At 74.6% G+C, this 16,235-nt stretch carries 15 protein-coding genes and 1 pseudogene; 5 read left to right on the forward strand and 11 right to left on the reverse strand.

All coding sequences use genetic code 11. The annotated features are described in order from the left end of the window. Nucleotides 1–21: 21 nt before the first annotated feature. From ACFYPD_RS03000 to ACFYPD_RS03030, 7 genes are all read right to left on the reverse strand, one after another. Nucleotides 22–1,488, reverse strand: coding sequence for an NADH-quinone oxidoreductase subunit N (locus tag ACFYPD_RS03000; protein WP_387108089.1), 1,467 nt, complete (start codon nucleotides 1,486–1,488; stop codon nucleotides 22–24). Beyond that, on the reverse strand, nucleotides 1,485–2,993 hold the full coding sequence (locus ACFYPD_RS03005) for a NuoM family protein (protein ID WP_387108092.1): 1,509 nt from the start codon (nucleotides 2,991–2,993) through the stop codon (nucleotides 1,485–1,487). Before ACFYPD_RS03005 ends, ACFYPD_RS03000 begins: the two co-directional genes overlap by 4 nt. Next, a complete protein-coding gene (locus ACFYPD_RS03010; protein WP_387108094.1) occupies nucleotides 2,990–4,915 on the reverse strand; it encodes an NADH-quinone oxidoreductase subunit L in 1,926 nt (641 codons plus the stop codon). The genes ACFYPD_RS03005 and ACFYPD_RS03010 overlap by 4 nt, the downstream gene beginning before the upstream one ends. Next, nucleotides 4,912–5,268 carry an NADH-quinone oxidoreductase subunit NuoK gene (gene nuoK / locus ACFYPD_RS03015; protein ID WP_387108097.1) on the reverse strand — a complete coding sequence of 119 codons (357 nt, stop codon included), beginning with the start codon at nucleotides 5,266–5,268 and terminating at the stop codon, nucleotides 4,912–4,914. The genes ACFYPD_RS03010 and nuoK overlap by 4 nt, the downstream gene beginning before the upstream one ends. Next, nucleotides 5,265–5,867: an NADH-quinone oxidoreductase subunit J gene (locus ACFYPD_RS03020; protein ID WP_387108099.1), complete on the reverse strand. Its 603-nt coding sequence runs from the start codon at nucleotides 5,865–5,867 to the stop codon at nucleotides 5,265–5,267. The genes nuoK and ACFYPD_RS03020 overlap by 4 nt, the downstream gene beginning before the upstream one ends. Then, nucleotides 5,864–6,448, reverse strand: coding sequence for a NuoI/complex I 23 kDa subunit family protein (locus ACFYPD_RS03025; RefSeq protein WP_387108100.1), 585 nt, complete (start codon nucleotides 6,446–6,448; stop codon nucleotides 5,864–5,866). The genes ACFYPD_RS03020 and ACFYPD_RS03025 overlap by 4 nt, the downstream gene beginning before the upstream one ends. Before the next feature lie 78 nt (nucleotides 6,449–6,526). Next, the gene (locus ACFYPD_RS03030) at nucleotides 6,527–6,949 is read right to left on the reverse strand and encodes an ester cyclase (RefSeq protein ID WP_387108103.1); all 423 of its coding nucleotides are present in this window, start codon (nucleotides 6,947–6,949) and stop codon (nucleotides 6,527–6,529) included. Nucleotides 6,950–7,045: 96 nt separating this feature from the next. On the opposite strand from ACFYPD_RS03030, the gene ACFYPD_RS03035 reads away from it, so the two are divergent. Next, nucleotides 7,046–8,101: a glutathione S-transferase family protein gene (locus tag ACFYPD_RS03035; RefSeq protein ID WP_387108106.1), complete on the forward strand. Its 1,056-nt coding sequence runs from the start codon at nucleotides 7,046–7,048 to the stop codon at nucleotides 8,099–8,101. Nucleotides 8,102–8,113: 12 nt separating this feature from the next. Here ACFYPD_RS03035 and nuoH read toward each other — a convergent pair whose 3' ends face one another. Then, on the reverse strand, nucleotides 8,114–9,076 hold the full coding sequence (gene nuoH, locus ACFYPD_RS03040; protein WP_387108108.1) for an NADH-quinone oxidoreductase subunit NuoH: 963 nt from the start codon (nucleotides 9,074–9,076) through the stop codon (nucleotides 8,114–8,116). A gap of 323 nt (nucleotides 9,077–9,399) precedes the next feature. Continuing rightward, nucleotides 9,400–10,023 (reverse strand): annotated as a pseudogene (locus tag ACFYPD_RS03045) (NADH-quinone oxidoreductase subunit C); the annotation flags it as partial. A gap of 114 nt (nucleotides 10,024–10,137) precedes the next feature. Between ACFYPD_RS03045 and ACFYPD_RS03050 the strand changes: the two are divergent. Continuing rightward, nucleotides 10,138–11,184, forward strand: a complete 1,047-nt coding sequence (locus ACFYPD_RS03050; RefSeq protein ID WP_387108110.1) for a glucose 1-dehydrogenase — start codon at nucleotides 10,138–10,140, stop codon at nucleotides 11,182–11,184. 39 nt (nucleotides 11,185–11,223) lie between these two features. On the opposite strand, the gene ACFYPD_RS03055 is transcribed toward ACFYPD_RS03050, so the two are convergent. Together ACFYPD_RS03055 and ACFYPD_RS03060 are read right to left on the reverse strand one after the other, a co-directional pair. Further along, nucleotides 11,224–12,540 carry a DUF2252 domain-containing protein gene (locus ACFYPD_RS03055; RefSeq protein WP_387108113.1) on the reverse strand — a complete coding sequence of 439 codons (1,317 nt, stop codon included), beginning with the start codon at nucleotides 12,538–12,540 and terminating at the stop codon, nucleotides 11,224–11,226. A 35-nt stretch (nucleotides 12,541–12,575) separates the two neighbouring features. Next, nucleotides 12,576–13,151, reverse strand: coding sequence for an NADH-quinone oxidoreductase subunit B (locus ACFYPD_RS03060; RefSeq protein ID WP_387108116.1), 576 nt, complete (start codon nucleotides 13,149–13,151; stop codon nucleotides 12,576–12,578). 135 nt (nucleotides 13,152–13,286) lie between these two features. Between ACFYPD_RS03060 and ACFYPD_RS03065 the strand changes: the two genes are divergently transcribed. From ACFYPD_RS03065 to ACFYPD_RS03075, 3 genes are all read left to right on the forward strand, one after another. Then, nucleotides 13,287–13,856: a SigE family RNA polymerase sigma factor gene (locus tag ACFYPD_RS03065; RefSeq protein ID WP_387108120.1), complete on the forward strand. Its 570-nt coding sequence runs from the start codon at nucleotides 13,287–13,289 to the stop codon at nucleotides 13,854–13,856. Next, nucleotides 13,849–15,048, forward strand: a complete 1,200-nt coding sequence (locus ACFYPD_RS03070; protein WP_387108122.1) for a hypothetical protein — start codon at nucleotides 13,849–13,851, stop codon at nucleotides 15,046–15,048. Before ACFYPD_RS03065 ends, ACFYPD_RS03070 begins: the two co-directional genes overlap by 8 nt. A 123-nt stretch (nucleotides 15,049–15,171) precedes the next feature. Next, on the forward strand, nucleotides 15,172–16,110 hold the full coding sequence (locus tag ACFYPD_RS03075; RefSeq protein WP_387108125.1) for a hypothetical protein: 939 nt from the start codon (nucleotides 15,172–15,174) through the stop codon (nucleotides 16,108–16,110). Nucleotides 16,111–16,235 lie beyond the last annotated feature (125 nt).

The following is a 16,235-nucleotide window of genomic DNA, read 5'->3' on the forward strand; positions in this document are numbered from 1 at the left end:
CCCCACCGGGGGACGAAACCGTCAGCGGGCCGCCACGTCGAGCACCAGCTGCGGGGCGAACCCGAGCACCACGGCCAGCGCGGTGGCGACCCCGAGCGCGACCACCACCATCCGGGCCGGGCGGACGACGACCCCGTCGGGCGCGGCGTAGAGGGTGGCGGCCAGGCGCAGGTAGTAGGCCAGGCCGAGCACCGCGTTCAACGCCACCACCAGGGCCAGCCAGCCGGCGTGCCCGGCCAGCAGCGCGCGGACCACGGTCACCTTGGCGAACAGGCCGGCCAGCCCGGGCGGCAGCCCGGCCAGCCCGATCAGGGCGAGTGCGAACGCGCCGCCCACCCACGGGTGCCGGCGCGCCGCGCCGCGCAGGTCGGCCAGGGTGCCGCCGTCACCGTCCGCGGGCCGCAGCGCCACCACCGCGGCGAACGCGGCCAGCTCCAGCAGCACGAAGAAGACGGTGTACGCGACGGCCGCGGCGTACGCCCCGGTGCGGGCGTCGGCGGTGCGCCCGGCGGCCAGCGCCAACGCGCCCAGCGGGGCGAGGATGTAGCCGGCCTGCGCCACCGAGGACCAGGCGAGCAGCCGGACCGTGCGCCGCTGGCGCAGCGCCACCAGGTTGCCCACGGTCATGGTGAGCACCGCCAGCAGGGCCAGCACCGGGCCGGTCACGTCGGCCGGCAGCGCCCGCTGCACCACGGCGAGCAGCGCCACCACCCCACCCAGCTTCGAGGCCGTCGACAGGTACGCGGCCACCGGCAGCGGCGCGCCGTCGTAGGTGGCCGGCGCCCAGGCGTGGAACGGCACCGCGGCGACCTTGAAGGCCAGCCCGGCCACCACCAGCGCTACGGCGACCGTGGTCAGCGGCAGGTCGAGCTGGCCCTCCCCGCCGGCGGCGAAGGTGGCGCCGAGCCGGTCGAGGTGGACGCTGCCGGTCACCGCGTAGAGCAGTGCCGCCCCGAGCAGGGTGACCGTGGTGGCCACCACGCTGACCACGAAGAAGGTGACCGCAGCCTCGGCACCGGCCAGACTGCCCCGGCGCAGCCCGACCAGCACGTAGAGCGGCAGGGTGAGCGTCTCCAGCGCCACGACCAGGGTGATCAGGTCGCCGGCCGCGCCGAGCACCACGCCGCCGGTCATCGCGCAGGCGAGCAGGAAGCAGTATTCCCCGACCGGGATCCGGCCGGCGCGCAGCAGCGGGCCGGAGAGCGCCAGCACGCCGAGGGTGAGCAGCGCGATGACCACCGCGACCAGCGCCGCCCGCCCGGTCCAGAGCCAGGAGCAGTCCGCGCCGACGCAGAAGGTGCGGCGTTCGCCGGCCGCGCCGACCAGCGCCGCGCCGACGGCGGTGCCCGCCGCGCCGAGGGCGGCCACGGCCACCGTGGCGGCGGGCCGGGCCGCCAGCAGGTCGACCAGGAGCACCAGCACGGCCGTGCCGGCGGCCAGGTAGGCCGGCAGCAGCGCCACGTTGTCCACGCTCTGCACCAGACTCATTTGGTGACCACTCCCACCAGGGCGCCGACCGGGCCGGAGGCGTAGGACAGGACCAGTGCCGGGGCCAGGCCGACGGCGAGGGCGAGCAGTACCAGCGGCGCCCAGGCGGTCAACTCCGCCCCGGCCAGGCCCGGCGTGAGCGGGGCCACCGCCGGGCTGGGCCGCCCGTGGGTGACCCGGCGCAGCAACCGGAGGAGGTACGCGGCGGTCAGCGCCCCGCCCAGCGCGGCCAGCACGGCGAGGGTGGTCCACAGCCCGCCGCCCCGCCGGACGGCGGCCACCACGGCGAACGCCTCGCCCCAGAAGCCGGCCAGCCCGGGCAGCCCGAGCGAGGCGACCGCCGCGAAGCCGAGCAGCCCGGCCAGCCGGGGCGCGGTCTCGCGCAGCCCGGACAGCTCGGCGAGCGACCCGGTGCGGGTGCGGTCCTTGATCGCCCCGGCCAGGAAGAACAGCAGCCCGGTGATGACACCGTGCGCGATGTTGCCGATCAGCGCGGCCTGGAGGCCGGTGGCGGTGAGCGTGGCGACCCCGAGCAGCACGAAGCCCATGTGCCCGACGCTGGAGTATGCGATCAGGCGCTTCAGCTCGTCCTGCGCGAGGCAGACCAGCCCGCCGACCAGTATCGCGGCGACGGCGAGCACCCCGAGCACCGGCGCGGCCCAGCGGGCACCCTCCGGGGCCACCCCGACCGCCACCCGGATCAGCCCGTACGTGCCCATCTTGAGCAGCACCCCGGCCAGGATCACGCTGCCCACGGTGGGGGCCTGGGTGTGCGCGTCGGGCAGCCAGGAGTGCAGCGGCCAGAGCGGGCTCTTCACCGCGAAGGCCAGCGCCAGCAGCGTGAACGCCGCGAGCTGCGTGCCCCGGGACAGCCCGGTGCCGCCGGTCAGCGTCACCAGGTCGGCGGTGCCCGCGGCGGCGACCACCACGTAGACGCCGACCAGCAGCAGCACCGAGCCGAAGAGGGTGTAGAGGGCGAACTTGCGGGCCGCCCGGCGCCGGTCGTCGCCGCCCCAGCCGGCGATGATCGCGTACATGGGGAGCAGGACGACCTCGAAGAACAGGAAGAACAGCACCAGGTCGAGGGCGAGGAAGGTGCCCAGGATGCCCACCTCGACCACCAGCAGCAGCGCCACCAGGGACCGCCCGCTGCCGCCCCCGGCGGGCACCCGCCAGAGCGTGTAGCCGCAGCAGAGCAGGGTGAGCAGCGCGGTGAGAACCACCAGCGGCCAGGAGATGCCGTCCACTCCGAGGTGGAAGCGCAGGTCGAGGCCGGGCACCCAGGACGCGTCCACCTGATGCCAGGGCTGCACGGCCGGCCGGGGGCCGTAGCCGAACCAGCCGTGGTCGCCGCCGGCCAGCGGCAGGGCGGCGAGCAGGGTCAGCGCGGCGGCGGCCGTGCCGACCAGCCGGCCGGCCCGGTCGCCGGGGACGGCGGCGGCCGCGACCGCGCCCACCGCGGGGACCGCGAGGACCGCGACCAGCAGGAACTGCCCGAACGTCATGAGGTCACTCCGATCAGGGCGACCGCGAGGCCGATCAGCAGCGCGCCGGCCAGCACCCCGGCCGCCGCGCGGGGCAGCGCGGCCCGGTGCAGCGCGGCCAGCCCGCCGCCCAACTCGACCGCGGCCCGGCCGCTGCCCTCCACGAGACCGTCCACCCCGAGCTCGTCCCCGGTGCGCACGACCCGGGCCAGGGCGGTGGTCGGGCGTACCACGAGGGCGTGCTGGACGTCGTCGAGCCGGAACGCCCGGGCGAAGACCGGCCGCAGCGGACCCAGGAAACGCGCCGGGTCGGCGGCCGGGTCGCGACGCCAGCCGGCCCAGGCCACGCCCGCGCCGACCAGCAGCAGCAGGAACGGCAGGACCAGGTTCGGCGCGAGGTGGACCAGCTCGACGGCCTCGCCGGAGGCGTCGGCCGGCACCCGCAGCCGGTCGGCGAACCAGGGCGCGAAGGCGGCCAGGCCGAGCAGCGCGGCGGGCACCGCGAGCAGCAGCACCGGCCAGCGCAGCACGGCCGGCGGGTCGTGCGGGTGCGCCAGCGGGGTCCGGGTCGCGCCGAGGAAGGTCCGCAGCAGCAGGCGGGTGGCGTACCAGGCGGTGACCGCGACGCCGAGCAGCCCGGCCAGCCAGACCAGCCAGCCCACCCAGGCCGGGGCCGGGCCGGCGCCGTCCAGCGCGGCGGCCTGCGCGGCGGCGAGCACGCCGTCCTTGCTCCAGAAGCCGGCCAGGGGCGGCACCCCGGCCAGCGCGCCGAGGCCGATCAGCATGCACCAGAAGGTCACCGGCATGGCGGCGCGCAGGCCGCCCATCCGCGACATCAGGGTGGTGCCGACGGCGTGGATGACCACGCCGGCCGCGAGGAACAGCAGCGCCTTGAACGCGGCGTGGGTGAGCAGGTGGAACAGGGCCGCCGCGGGGGCGCCGACGGCGAGCGCGCCGGTCATGTAGCCGATCTGGGAAACGGTCGACCAGGCCAGCACCCGCTTGATGTCGTCCTGGGCGGTGGCCGCGAACGCGCCGAGCAGCAGGGTGACCGCCGCCATCACCCCGAGCACGGCGAGCGCCGCCGGGGCCTGCGCGAAGAGCGGGAAGAGCCGGGCCACCGCGTAGACCCCGGCGGCGACCATGGTGGCCGCGTGGATCAGCGCGGAGATCGGGGTGGGGCCGGCCATGGCGTCCGGCAGCCAGGTGTGCAGCGGGAACTGCGCGCTCTTGCCGGCCACCCCGGCGAGCAGCAGCAGGCAGGCCGCGGTGAGGGTGCCGGCGGAGTAGTCGTGGGCCAGCACGTCGGCGATCCGGAAGCTGCCCGCGCCGACGCCGAGCAGGGCGATGCCGAGCAGGAAGCCGACGTCGCCCACCCGGGTGACCAGGAACGCCTTCACGGCGGCGGCCGGCGCCTCGGGCAGCCGCCGGTCGTGGGCGATGAGCAGGTAGGAGCAGATGCCCATCACCTCCCAGCCGACCAGCAGCAGGATCAGGTCACCGGAGACCACCACGGTCAGCATGGCGGCGGTGAACAGGCTGATCTGGGCGGCGTAGGGCGGGTAGCGGTGGTCCACCTCGACGTCGTCGTGCGGGCCGCGCCTCAGGTAGCCGATCGAGTAGACCTGCACGGCCAGGGCCACCGCGGCCACCGCCACGGCGACCAGCGCGGCCACCCCGTCCAGCCGCCAGCCCAGGGTGACCCGCAGCCCGCCCAGGTCGACCCAGTCGGCGCCGCCCTCGACCGGCCCGTCCACCCGCAGCAGCAGGGCCACCGCCACGAGCAGCGCGACCGCCGCGCCGGCCACGCCGAGCGCGATGGCCGCCCGCCGGGCCGGGCTCTCCCCGGTGGCCGCACCGCGCGGCGACGGCGGCAGCAGCAGCCCGAGCAGGCCGGCGACCAGGGGTACGCCGGGCAGCGCCACCGCGAGCAGTCCGGTCACCTCGCCCCCTCACCCCGGTCGGCGGCGACCCCGGCGGCCGGCGCCGGCGCCTCGGTGAGCGGCACGTCGTCCACCGTGACGCTGGCCCGCAGCCGGTAGAGCTGGAGCACGATGGCCAGCCCCACGCCGATCTCGGCGGCGGCCAGCACGATGACGAAGAGCGCGAAGACCTGGCCGGAGTGCGGCAGCGCCGCCCGGACCGTGGTGTCGGCGGTGACCAGGATCAGGTTGACCGCGTTGAGCATCAGCTCGACGGCCATCAGCACGAGGACGGCGTTGCGGCGGCGCAGCACGCCGTAGACGCCGAGGCCGAACAGCAGCGCGGCGGTGACGTACGGGATGACCGGCCTCACGCGCGCCCGCCCTCGTCGGCAGCCGCGACGACCGGGCGGGCCGGTTCGACCGGGCCGGCCGGGCGGCCGGGGCGGGCCGGCGTGCCGCCCGGGGTCGCGCTCGGTCGGCCGATGTCGGGGCGGGAGAGCACGATCGCGCCGACCAGGGCGGCGAGCAGCAGCACCGACAGCACCTCGAAGGGCAGCACCCAGGAGCGGAACACCTGCTCGCCGAGGCGCTCGGCGGTGCCCGGGGCGGGCAGTTCCACCCGGACCCAGCGGAACGCGTCGACCAGCAGCACCGCCAGGCCCAGGCCGCTGCCGGCGCCGATCAGCGCAGCCGGCCAGCCGGGCCGGTCGAGGTCGTCGGAGGGACCGATCGGCGCCCGGGTCAGCATCACCGCGAACAGCAGCAGCACCACGACCGCGCCGACGTAGATGAGGACCTGCACCCAGGCCACCAGCTCGGCGCTCAGCACCACGTAGTCGCCGGCCAGCGCGCCCAGGCAGACCACCAGCCAGAGCCCGGCCCGGACCAGGTGCCGGGTGCCCACCACCAGCGCGCCCGCGCCCACCGCCACCGCGCCGAGGGCGAGCAGCAGCACGTCCGCACCCGTCATGACGGCGCGCCTCCGCCCTGCTCGGCGCCGGGCTCCGGGCGGGCCGGGGCCGGACGCGCGGCGGGGGCCGCGGCCTTGCGGGCGGCGGTGGTCTCCTCCTTCGAGGCGTCGCCGTGCGGGTCGTGGGCCGGCGGCGGCGGGACGGTGACCATCCACTCGCCGAGGTGGTCCTTGTCGTGCAGCAGGTCCTTGATGTCGTACTCGGCGTATTCGAACTCGGGCGACCAGTAGAGCGCGTCGAACGGGCAGACCTCGATGCAGATGCCGCAGTACATGCAGAGCGAGAAGTCGATGTCGAACTTGTCGAGCACGTTGCGCTGGCGGGGGCGGGCGGCGCCGGGGACCGCCACCTCCTCCTTGTGGGAGTCGATGTAGATGCACCAGTCCGGGCACTCGCGCGCGCAGAGCATGCAGACCGTGCAGTTCTCCTCCAGCAGCGCGATCACGCCGCGGGAGCGGGGCGGCAGCTCGGGGACCACGTCCGGGTACTGCTGCGTGGTCGAGCGGCGGGTCATCGTCTTCAGCGTGACCGCCAGCCCCTTCACCAGCCCCTCGCCGGGCACGCCGCTGCGCTCACTCATGCCGCCCATCCTGCCCTGTGCCCCCGGCGCGCGCGACCACCACCCGGCGGATCGACCGCCGGCGTACCGCCGGGCCCGTCAGGCGTCGGTGGCCGGCAGCGGCGGGAGCATCTCGACGCCGAGCTGCTGGAGGACCTGGAACAGCTCGTTCACGCTCCACACGTCGACGATCCGGCCGGTCTCGTCGAAGCGGAGGAAGCTCGCCCCCGAGTAGCTGACCACCCGGCCGGTCGGCGGCACCGGCCCGAACTGCCCGGCCTGGGTGCCGGCGGCCCGCCAGTGCACGGCCACCCGGTTGCCGGCGGCCACCACCTCGACGACCTTGTAGCGCAGGTCGGGAAAGGATGCCCGCCGGTCGCGGTGCCAGGCCAGGGTGGCCTCCGGGCCGGTCCCGCCCAGCCCCGGGCAGTCCTCGGCGATCAGGTCGTACGCGCTCTCCTCGCGGCCGGCGTTCCACACGTCGGCGATGAAGCGTCGGGCCGCCGCCTCCACATCCGTCACCGCGGCAGCCTAGCCCCGGTCGTCCGGGGTCGGCCTGCCGGAAGCCGGCGGAGCGACCATGATGGGACGCGGAACGCGACATCCTCGGGAGGCGGCGTGGGCGGCAAGGGCGACAAGATCCTCGACCGGACCAGCGGCAAGTACGTCGAGCCGGGCGGCGAGTTCACCCGGGACCAGCGGTACATCGCCACCCGGATCACCGCGGACGGGTCGAGCGGCTGGCCGGTGGAGCCGGGCCGTTACCGGCTGGCGGTGAGCCGCGCCTGCCCGTGGGCGAACCGGCTGATCATCGTCCGGCGGCTGCTCGGCCTGGAGGACGCCATCTCGATGGCGGTGGCCGGGCCCACCCACGACAAGCGGAGCTGGACCTTCGACCTCGACCCCGGCGGCCGGGACCCGGTGCTCGGCATCGAGCGGCTGGCCGACGCCTACTTCGCGCGCTTCCCGGGCTACGAGCGGGGCATCACGGTGCCGGCGATGGTGGACGTGCCGACCGGGCAGGTGGTCACCAACGACTACGCGCAGATGAGCCTGGACCTGTCGACGGAGTGGACCGCGTACCACCGGCCGGGGGCGCCGGAGCTCTACCCGGAGCGGCTGCGCGGCGAGATCGACGAGGTCAACGCGGTGGTCTTCGCGGACGTGAACAACGGCGTCTACCGGTGCGGCTTCGCCGGCAGCCAGGAGGCGTACGAGCGGGCGTACCACCGGCTCTTCGACCGGCTGGACTGGCTCACCGAGCGGCTGACCGGGCAGCGCTACCTGGTCGGCGACACGATCACCGAGGCGGACGTCCGGCTGTTCACCACGCTGGTCCGCTTCGACCCGGTCTACCACGGCCACTTCAAGTGCAACCGGCAGAAGCTGACCGAGATGCCGGTGCTCTGGGCGTACGCGCGGGACCTGTTCCAGACCCCGGGCTTCGGCGACACCGTCGACTTCGACCACATCAAGCGGCACTACTACGAGGTGCACCGGGACATCAACCCGACCGGGGTGGTGCCGCTCGGCCCGGACCTGGCGAACTGGCTCACCCCGCACGGGCGGGAGCAGCTCGGCGGCCGCCCGTTCGGCGACGGCACGCCGCCGCTGCCCGCGCCGCCCGACGAGCGGGTCGACCCGGACCACACCCCGCTCCGCGACGCGGCCTGAACCCGCCCGTCCTCAGATCGCCAGGCGGACGGCGGCGGTCAGCACGAGCTGGGCCAGGGCCAGCGGGACGAGCACCAGCCAGCACAGGCGCTGGAGCTGGTCCTCGCGCAGCCGCGGGTAGCTCACCCGGAGCCAGATGATCACGAACGCGACGGCGAACACCTTGAGCAGGGTCCAGAGCCAGCCGAGCTGGGCGTCGGCGAACGGGCCCTGCCAGCCGCCGAGGAAGAGCACCGTGGTCAGCGCGGCGATCACCACGATGCCCACGTACTCGGCGAGCAGGAAGAACGCGAAGCGCAGGCCGGTGTATTCGGTCATGTAGCCGAAGACCAGCTCGGAGTCGGCCACCGGCATGTCGAACGGGGGTCGGCGGATCTCGGCCAGCCCGGCCACGAAGAAGATCACCATGGCCGGCGCCTGCCAGAGCAGCCACCAGGGGCGCCACGCCTCCACGATGCCGGGCAGGCTGAGCGTGCCGGCCGCCATCGCCACCGAGGCGGCGGCCAGCACCAGCGGCAGCTCGTAGCCGAGCAGCTGGGCCGCCCCGCGCAGCCCGCCGAGGAGGCTGTACTTGTTGGCCGAGGCCCAGGCCGACATGAGCACGGCGAGCACCCCGATGCCCACCACGGCCAGCACGAAGAACAGGCCGATGTCCAGCGGCTGCCCGACCAGGTCGCCCGGGCCGAGCGGGATGACCAGCAGGGCGAGCAGGTAGGGCACCAGGGACACGGCCGGGGCCAGCCGGAACACCGCCCGGTCCGCCTCGCGCGGGGTGACGTCCTCCTTCTGCACGAACTTGATGCCGTCGGCGACGAGCTGCGCCCAGCCGTGGAAGCCGCCCGCGTACATCGGGCCGAGCCGGCCCTGCATGTGGGCCATCACCTTGTGCTCGGCCTGGCCGACGATCAGCGGCAGGGTGAGGAACGCGACCAGCACGCCCGCCACCCGGAGGACCAGCTCCAACCAGTCCGGCATCAGCCCTCCCCCTCCTCGGCGTCGGCGCCCGACGCCGGCCGGGCGGGGCCGGTCGGCCGCTCACCCGCCGGCTCCTGCCGCACGGGGCCGGTGGGCGGCTCGCCGGGGACCGGACGCCCGAGCGGACCGGGCTCCTCCGGCGGCGGGGCGGGCTCCCGGCGCGCCGGACCGGTCGGCCGGCTCGCGGCGGGGCGTTCGTCCGCAGCCGTCCGCGCGGGACGCTCACCCGGTTCCGCAGGCGCGGGACGCTCGCCCGGGGCGGGACGGGTCGGACGCTCGCCCGGGGCGGGGCGTGCCGGGCGTTCCCGGGCGGGGCGGGCCGGCGTACCCCCGCGGGGGCCCTCGCCCACCCCGGCCGCGCCGGCCGGCGTGGGCGTCGTCCCCCACTCCCCCGGTGCCGGCACGCCCGGAGGCCGGATCGGCCGGCGGCCGCCCCCGGCCTCCGACTCGCCGGGTTCCTTGGCGCCCGGCCACGGCTTGGCGACCCGGGAGGCGAGCACGAACTCCTTGCGCAGCGGGTGGCCCTCGAACTCCGGCGGCAGCAGCAGCGGCCGCAGCTCGCCGTGCCCGTCGAAGCCGATGCCGAACATCTCGTGGGTCTCCCGCTCGTGCCACGCCGCGCCGGGGAAGACGTCGACCACGGAGGCCACGACCGGCGTCTCCCGGGGCACCCTGGTGCGCAGCAGCAGCCCGTGCCGGTGCCGGATCGACCAGAGGTGGGTCACCACGTCGAAGCCGTCGGCCAGCTCGTCGACCGCCGACAGCCAGTCGAAGAAGTCGCAGTCCAGCTCGGCGTCGTCGCGCGCCGCGCGCACCGCGTCGCGCCAGCTCGCCGGGGGTACGTCGACGGTGGCGCGCGCGTACCCCTGACCGCCGGAGACCGACGCGGTGGCCTCCACGGGCGCGAGCAGCGCGACCGCCCGCCGGCCGACCTCTTCCGGAGTCATGCCGCTGATCCTAGGGCCGCCGGCCGGGAGGCGTGTCGGGCCGTCCACGCTCCCCCGGGCCGGATCCGCCGCTTTGCCGGGCGGCCGGGCCTCCGGCGGGGAAGGATGAACACCGTGCGCGCTGTCACTGTGACCCCCGGAGTTCGCGACTCGCTCCGCCTCGACGACGACTGGCCCGAGCCGGCCGCGGAGGAGGGCGCGATCCTGGTCCAGGCCGTCGCGGTCGGCATCTGCGGGACCGACCAGGAGATCATCGCGGGCGAGTACGGTGAGGCCCCGCCCGGCCAGGAACGGCTGGTGCTCGGGCACGAGTCGCTCGGCCGGGTGCTGGAGGACCCGTCGGGCACCCTCCAGCCCGGCGACCTCGTGGCGGGGATCGTCCGGCACCCCGACCCGGTGCCCTGCCCGAACTGTGCCGTCGGCGAGTGGGACATGTGCCGCAACGGCCGCTACACCGAGCACGGGATCAAGGGGTTGCCCGGCTTCGCCCGGGACCGCTGGCGGGTGCAGCCGAGGTTCGCCGTGCGCCTGGACCCGGCGCTCGCCCCGGTCGGGATGCTGCTGGAGCCGACCAGCGTGCTGGCGAAGGCGTGGGACCACATCGAGCGGATCGGCAGCCGGGCCGTCTGGCAGCCGCAGAGCGTGCTGGTCACCGGGGCCGGCCCGATCGGGCTGCTGGCCGCCCTGCTGGGCATCCAGCGCGGGCTGTCGGTGCACGTGCTGGACCGGAACAAGACCGGACCCAAGCCGGAGCTGGTCCGTGCGCTCGGCGCGACCTACCACACCTCGACGGTGGCGGAGCTGGACTTCGCGCCGGACGTGGTCGTGGAGTGCACCGGCGCCCCGGTGGTGGTGCTGGACGCGATGACCAAGGCCGGGACGAACGGCATCGTCTGCCTGACCGGCGTGTCCAGCGGCGGCCGGACCATCGAACTCGACGCGGGGGCGCTCAACCGGGAGCTGGTGCTGGAGAACAACGTGGTGTTCGGCTCGGTGAACGCCAACCGGCGGCACTGGGAGCTGGCGGCGGAGGCGCTCGCCCGCGCCGATCAGTCCTGGCTGAACTCGCTGGTCACCCGCCGGGTGCCGGTCTCCTCGTACGCCGACGCCTACACCTCCACGGGCGAGGACATCAAGGTGGTGCTCGACTTCGAGCAGTGAGGCGGGGCGGCGGAGCGCAGGCCCCGGCGCCCCGGACCCTCAGATGCCGGGGAGCCGGCCGTTGCGGAACAGGTCCACGAAGAGCTGATGGTCCTCGCGGGCGCGGATGCCGTAGGTGTGCGCGAAGTCGATCAGATAGTCGACGTAGCGCTCCGGGTCGGCGTCCACCACGGCGACGATCGCCTCCTCGGTGGAGTAGTCCACCAGGTCGTGGCTGGACTCGTCATCGGCCACCGAGTGCATCCGGGCCACCGCCCGGCCCAGGTCGGTGAGCACCCCGGCGAGCTCCTCGGGCTCGTTGACGTCGGCCCAGTCGAGGTCGGCCGCGTACGGGGAGACCTCGGCGACGAGCTGCCCGGCCCCGTCCAGCTCGGTGAAGCCCAGCCACGGGTCGGCGTGCGCCTGCAACGCCCGCTGCGACTCGGCGGTCCGGTGCCCCTGGTGCCGGAAGTACGAGCGGACCCGCTCGTCGTCGATGTGCCGCGCCACCGCCGGCACCTGCGCCTGCTTCATGTAGATGACGACGTCGTTCTCCAGCGCCTGGGTGTGCCCCTCCAGCAGCAGGTTGTACGACGGCAGCCCGGCCGAGCCGATGCCCACCCCCTTGCGCAGCACCACGTCCTTGATGTTCGTGGCGACCGGGCGGAGCCGGGCGGTGGCCGTCGGCAGGGTGCCCAGGTAGTCCTGGAACGCGGCGCAGACCTGCTCCCGGGTCGCGGCGTCGACCTCGAAGACCCCGTCGCCGAGGGAGAACCGGCGCTCGTAGTTGTCGATGGTGGTCTGCGTGGCGAGCAGGTCGACCCGGGTGTTCAGGCGGGCCTGCTGGAGCACCCGGCGCAGCACGCCGTCGGCGTTCTCCAGGGTGATCGAGCCGATCGCGTCGTCCCCGCCCGCCGCGATGGCCCGCAGCTCGGCCAGGTACGACCGGGCGAAGCCGGCCACCAGCTTCCCGATCACCCGGTCGGAGAGCGCCTTGGCGTAGCCGAGCAGGGCCACGCTGGCGGCCAAGCGCTTCAGGTCCCAGGAGAACGGCCCGACGTACGCCTCGTCGAAGTCGTTGACGTTGAACACGAGCTGCCCGGAGGCGTTCATGTATGTGCCGAAGTTCTCGGCGTGCAGGTCGCCGTGGATCCACACCCGGCTGGTCCGGTCGTCGAGGAACCGGTCGCTGGCGAAGTCGCCGCGCTGGTCGGCGTAGAAGAGCGAGGCGCTGCCCCGGTAGAAGGCGAACGGGGAGGCGGCCATCTTGCGGAACTTGCGGCGGAACGCCGACGGGTCGATCGCCATCGACGCGCCGAACTCCTCCGTGAGCACGTCGACGATGAAGGCGGAACGCTTGTCCGCGGACTGGGTCATGATCGCAGGCTAGCCCCGCGCTGCCACCTCGCGGCTCAGCCGGCCGGGGGACGTACCGGTGGCGCGGTGAGGGATTCCACCGGCCGGGGGGTGCTCTCCGCGGGCCGGGGGTCGACCGGCGGGGCGAGCCGGTCCGGGCGCGGCACGCCGCCGACCCCGGACTGCTCGGCGGCGATCTTCTCCTGGAGGCGGAGGATGCCGTGCAGCAGCGCCTCCGGGCGGGGCGGGCAGCCGGGCACGTAGACGTCGACCGGGATGAGCTGGTCGACACCCTTGGTCACCGAGTAGGAGTCCCAGTAGGGTCCGCCGCAGTTCGAGCAGGCGCCGAACGAGATCACGTACTTCGGCTCGGGCATCTGGTCGTAGAGCCGCTTGACCGCCGGGGCCATCTTGTCGGTGACCGTGCCGGAGACCACCATGAGGTCGGCCTGGCGGGGGCCGTGGGCGAACGGGATCACGCCGAGCCGCATGAAGTCGTGCCGGCCCATGCTGGTGGCGATGAACTCGATGGCACAGCAGGCCAGCCCGAAGTTGAACACCCAGAGCGAGTAGCGGCGGCCCCAGTTCAGCACGAATCGGATCGGCTCCCCGAGCACGGCCGGCAACTGCACCTCGGGCCTCCCTCCCCTGTCTCCGAGTTGACAGTCAACCACAGCGCCGCAGTGGGCAACCGGCGCAACCTGCGGCAGCGTCGGGGCGTGTGACGGGCGTGACCGCGTCGGCGGCACCCACACGGGGAGGATCAGATGACGGTGACGAGGGAGCCGCGGCTCGGCGAGCCGCCGCCCGAGGGGACAGCCGAGCGGCCGGGGCGCCCGGACGGGCGCGAGGCGGTCGACTTCGACGGGCTCTACCATGCGCACTTCCGGTCGCTGACGCTTCAGCTCGCCGCCTACTGCGGCGACCTGTCGCAGGCGCAGGACCTGGTGCAGGAGGCGTTCTGCCGGGCGTTCGCCCGCTGGTCGCGGCTGTCCCGCTACGACGACCCGGTGGCCTGGGTACGCCGGGTCGCCTGGAACCTGGCCACCAGCCGCTGGCGGCGGCTGCGGACGGCCCAGTCCTGGCTGCACCGGCAGCGCGAGGAGCACGTGCCGGGTCCGGGGCCGGACCGGGTGGCGCTGACCGCCGCGCTGGCCCAGCTGCCCACCGCCCAGCGCCGCGCCGTGGTGCTGCACTACCTGGCCGACCTCAGCATCGGGCAGATCGCGGAGCAGGAGGCCGTGCCGGAGGGCACGGTCAAGTCCTGGCTGCACCGGGGGCGTGCCGCGCTGGCGGCCCAGCTCACCACCACGAACGAGGTGAACCACCATGACTGAGCTCGACGACATCCTGGTCAGCGGCGAGTTCGAAGCGTTCCGCGAGGCGTACGCCCCGGCGGTGCACCCGGCCGGGACGGCCGCGGTACGGCAGACCGTCCGCCGCCGGCGCCGGCGTACCGCGGTGGTCACCGCGGCGGCCGTGGTGCTCGCCGTGGCGATCCCGGTGGGCGCGAACGCCGCCCTGAACCGGCGCCCCGATCCGACACCCGGGCCGGCGCAGACCGCCACCCCCAGCCCGTCGGAGGCGACCGCCTCACCCACCCCGCCGACGCCGACGCCGAGCACGGCCAGCCCCACCCCGGCCGCCCCGGACGGGCGGATCACCCGGTCCCAACTGCTCGCCGCCCGGCTGGACCTGGCGACCTGGCCGGAGCCCGGCCCGAAGACCTGCGTCAGCGACAACGTCCGGCTCCGGTCCGGGCCGCAGTCGGACTCCGTGCCGACGCTGCTGGCCGATCCCCGCTACGGCGACCTCGACGGCGACGGCGCGACCGAGACGGTGGCCCTGGTCGCCTGCCGCTACGGCGAGGCCTCGGCGAAGCAGGTGCTGGCCTTCGACCGGGACGAGGCCGGCCGAATCGTCACCATGGGGCGGGTGGTCGGCACCCACGACGGGATGGACGACATCACCGACTTCTCGGTGCGGGACGACGGGAAGATCCGTGCCTACGTGGCCGACATCCAGCCGTGTTGCAGCACTCCCCAGTGGTCGCCGCAGCGGCAGTGGCGGACGTACGCCTGGACCGGCGAGCGGTTCACCCAGACGGCGGGGCCGACGAAGTTCGGGGTCGACCCGCGCCTGACCGACCTCACCCTGACGGCCGGCGACCTCGTCGTCGGGCCGGCGGACACGAAGGGCAACCGCACCGCCACGGTGACCGTCACGGTGGTGAACAAGGGACCGGTGGACGTGCCACTGCTCGGCTTCTCCGATTTCTACACCTTCGGCGAGCCGGCGGGCGGGGACCTGAGCCGGTGCCGGACGGTGCGGTCGGACGGGCCGGACGCCTGCGTCCTGGACGGCCTGCCGGCCGGGAAGCGGAAGACGTACACCTTCACGTTCCGCTACGACCCGCCGGAGGCTGACATCCAACCGGCCCTCAGGGTCATCCACTACGACTCCCAGGAGCGGTACTGGAACGACCTGAAGTGGAAGGACAACGTCGCCCACCTGCACACGCTCGGCTAGACGCGCCGCGTCGTGTTGGCGACAGAGCACGCCGCAACCGGCCGTCCTATCTGGACGTGTCACCGGCATCGGACGGGCGGAAGCGCCGCCGTCCAGCAACGGGGATCCACGGGAGGAAAAAGCATGACCACACGTACGACACGGGTCGCCACCGCGCTGCTCGGTGGGGCCGCCGCCCTGCTCACCCTGGCCGCACCGGCCGCCGCCGCGCCGAGCGCGACCACCGGCGGCATCGACGTCACCACGCAGCGGCTCGTCCTGGAGCCGACCGACCAGGGGTACGTCGGGACGCTCGCCGCCACCGTCACCAACCGCAAGCCGACCGCGACGTCGGTGAACCTGGTGATCACCGAGCCGGCCGGCGCCTCGTTCGCCACCATCGAGCCCGGCGGGGCCTGCCTTTACGACCGGCTCGTGGGGAACCGGCTGGTGATCAGCTGCATGGGCGAGCGGATCGAGGCCGGGCGGAGCGTCACCTTCCGGCTCGGCTTCCACGTCTGGACCACCGCCCGCGACTACCCCATGGTCGCCGGCGGCGGACGGATCGAGGTGGTCCCGGACGGCGCTGCCCAGGCCGCGGACGCCACCGGCTTCACCACCCTCTTCCGCTCCACCACGGGCGGCCTGCGGAAGCCACGGCCGTACGTGCAGGCCACCGAGACCGACCTGAGCATCCGGGGCGGCGCGGTGACGCTCAACCGGCAGCCGGACGGCAGCCTGCTCGGGCGGATGCCGGTCACCGTGCGCTACGGCAACGACGCTCCGACCTTCTCGCTCAACGTGGAGGCGGCCCTGCCCTCCGGGGTCGACGTCCACCACATCGAGCCGCAGGACATGCCGAGCTTCCCGAACTGGTTCACCGTGCCGGGCGGCCGGTTCATGCCGGGCGAGGAGCGGACCTTCGACGTCTTCCTCAGCGCGCCCGCCGGCACGCCGGCCGGTGAGCTGGGCACCGGCACGTTCACCGTGTCCGGGAGCTACTTCTGGGGGGCCGACCCGCGGGACGTGGACCCGGCCGACAACAGCACCTCCTTCGCGGTGACCGCGGTCGACGCGAGCTGACCGTCGACGACGGGCCCGGCGCGGTCGCGCCGGGTCCGTTTCGTCCCACGGGGCCATCGCCATGCCGGCCCGTCGATATCGTGCCCATCGACGCCCGTCGGAGCCGGCGGGCTCGTCACCGAACG

The organism is Micromonospora sp. NPDC005299 (genome assembly GCF_042872345.1).
Classification (GTDB): domain Bacteria; phylum Actinomycetota; class Actinomycetes; order Mycobacteriales; family Micromonosporaceae; genus Micromonospora.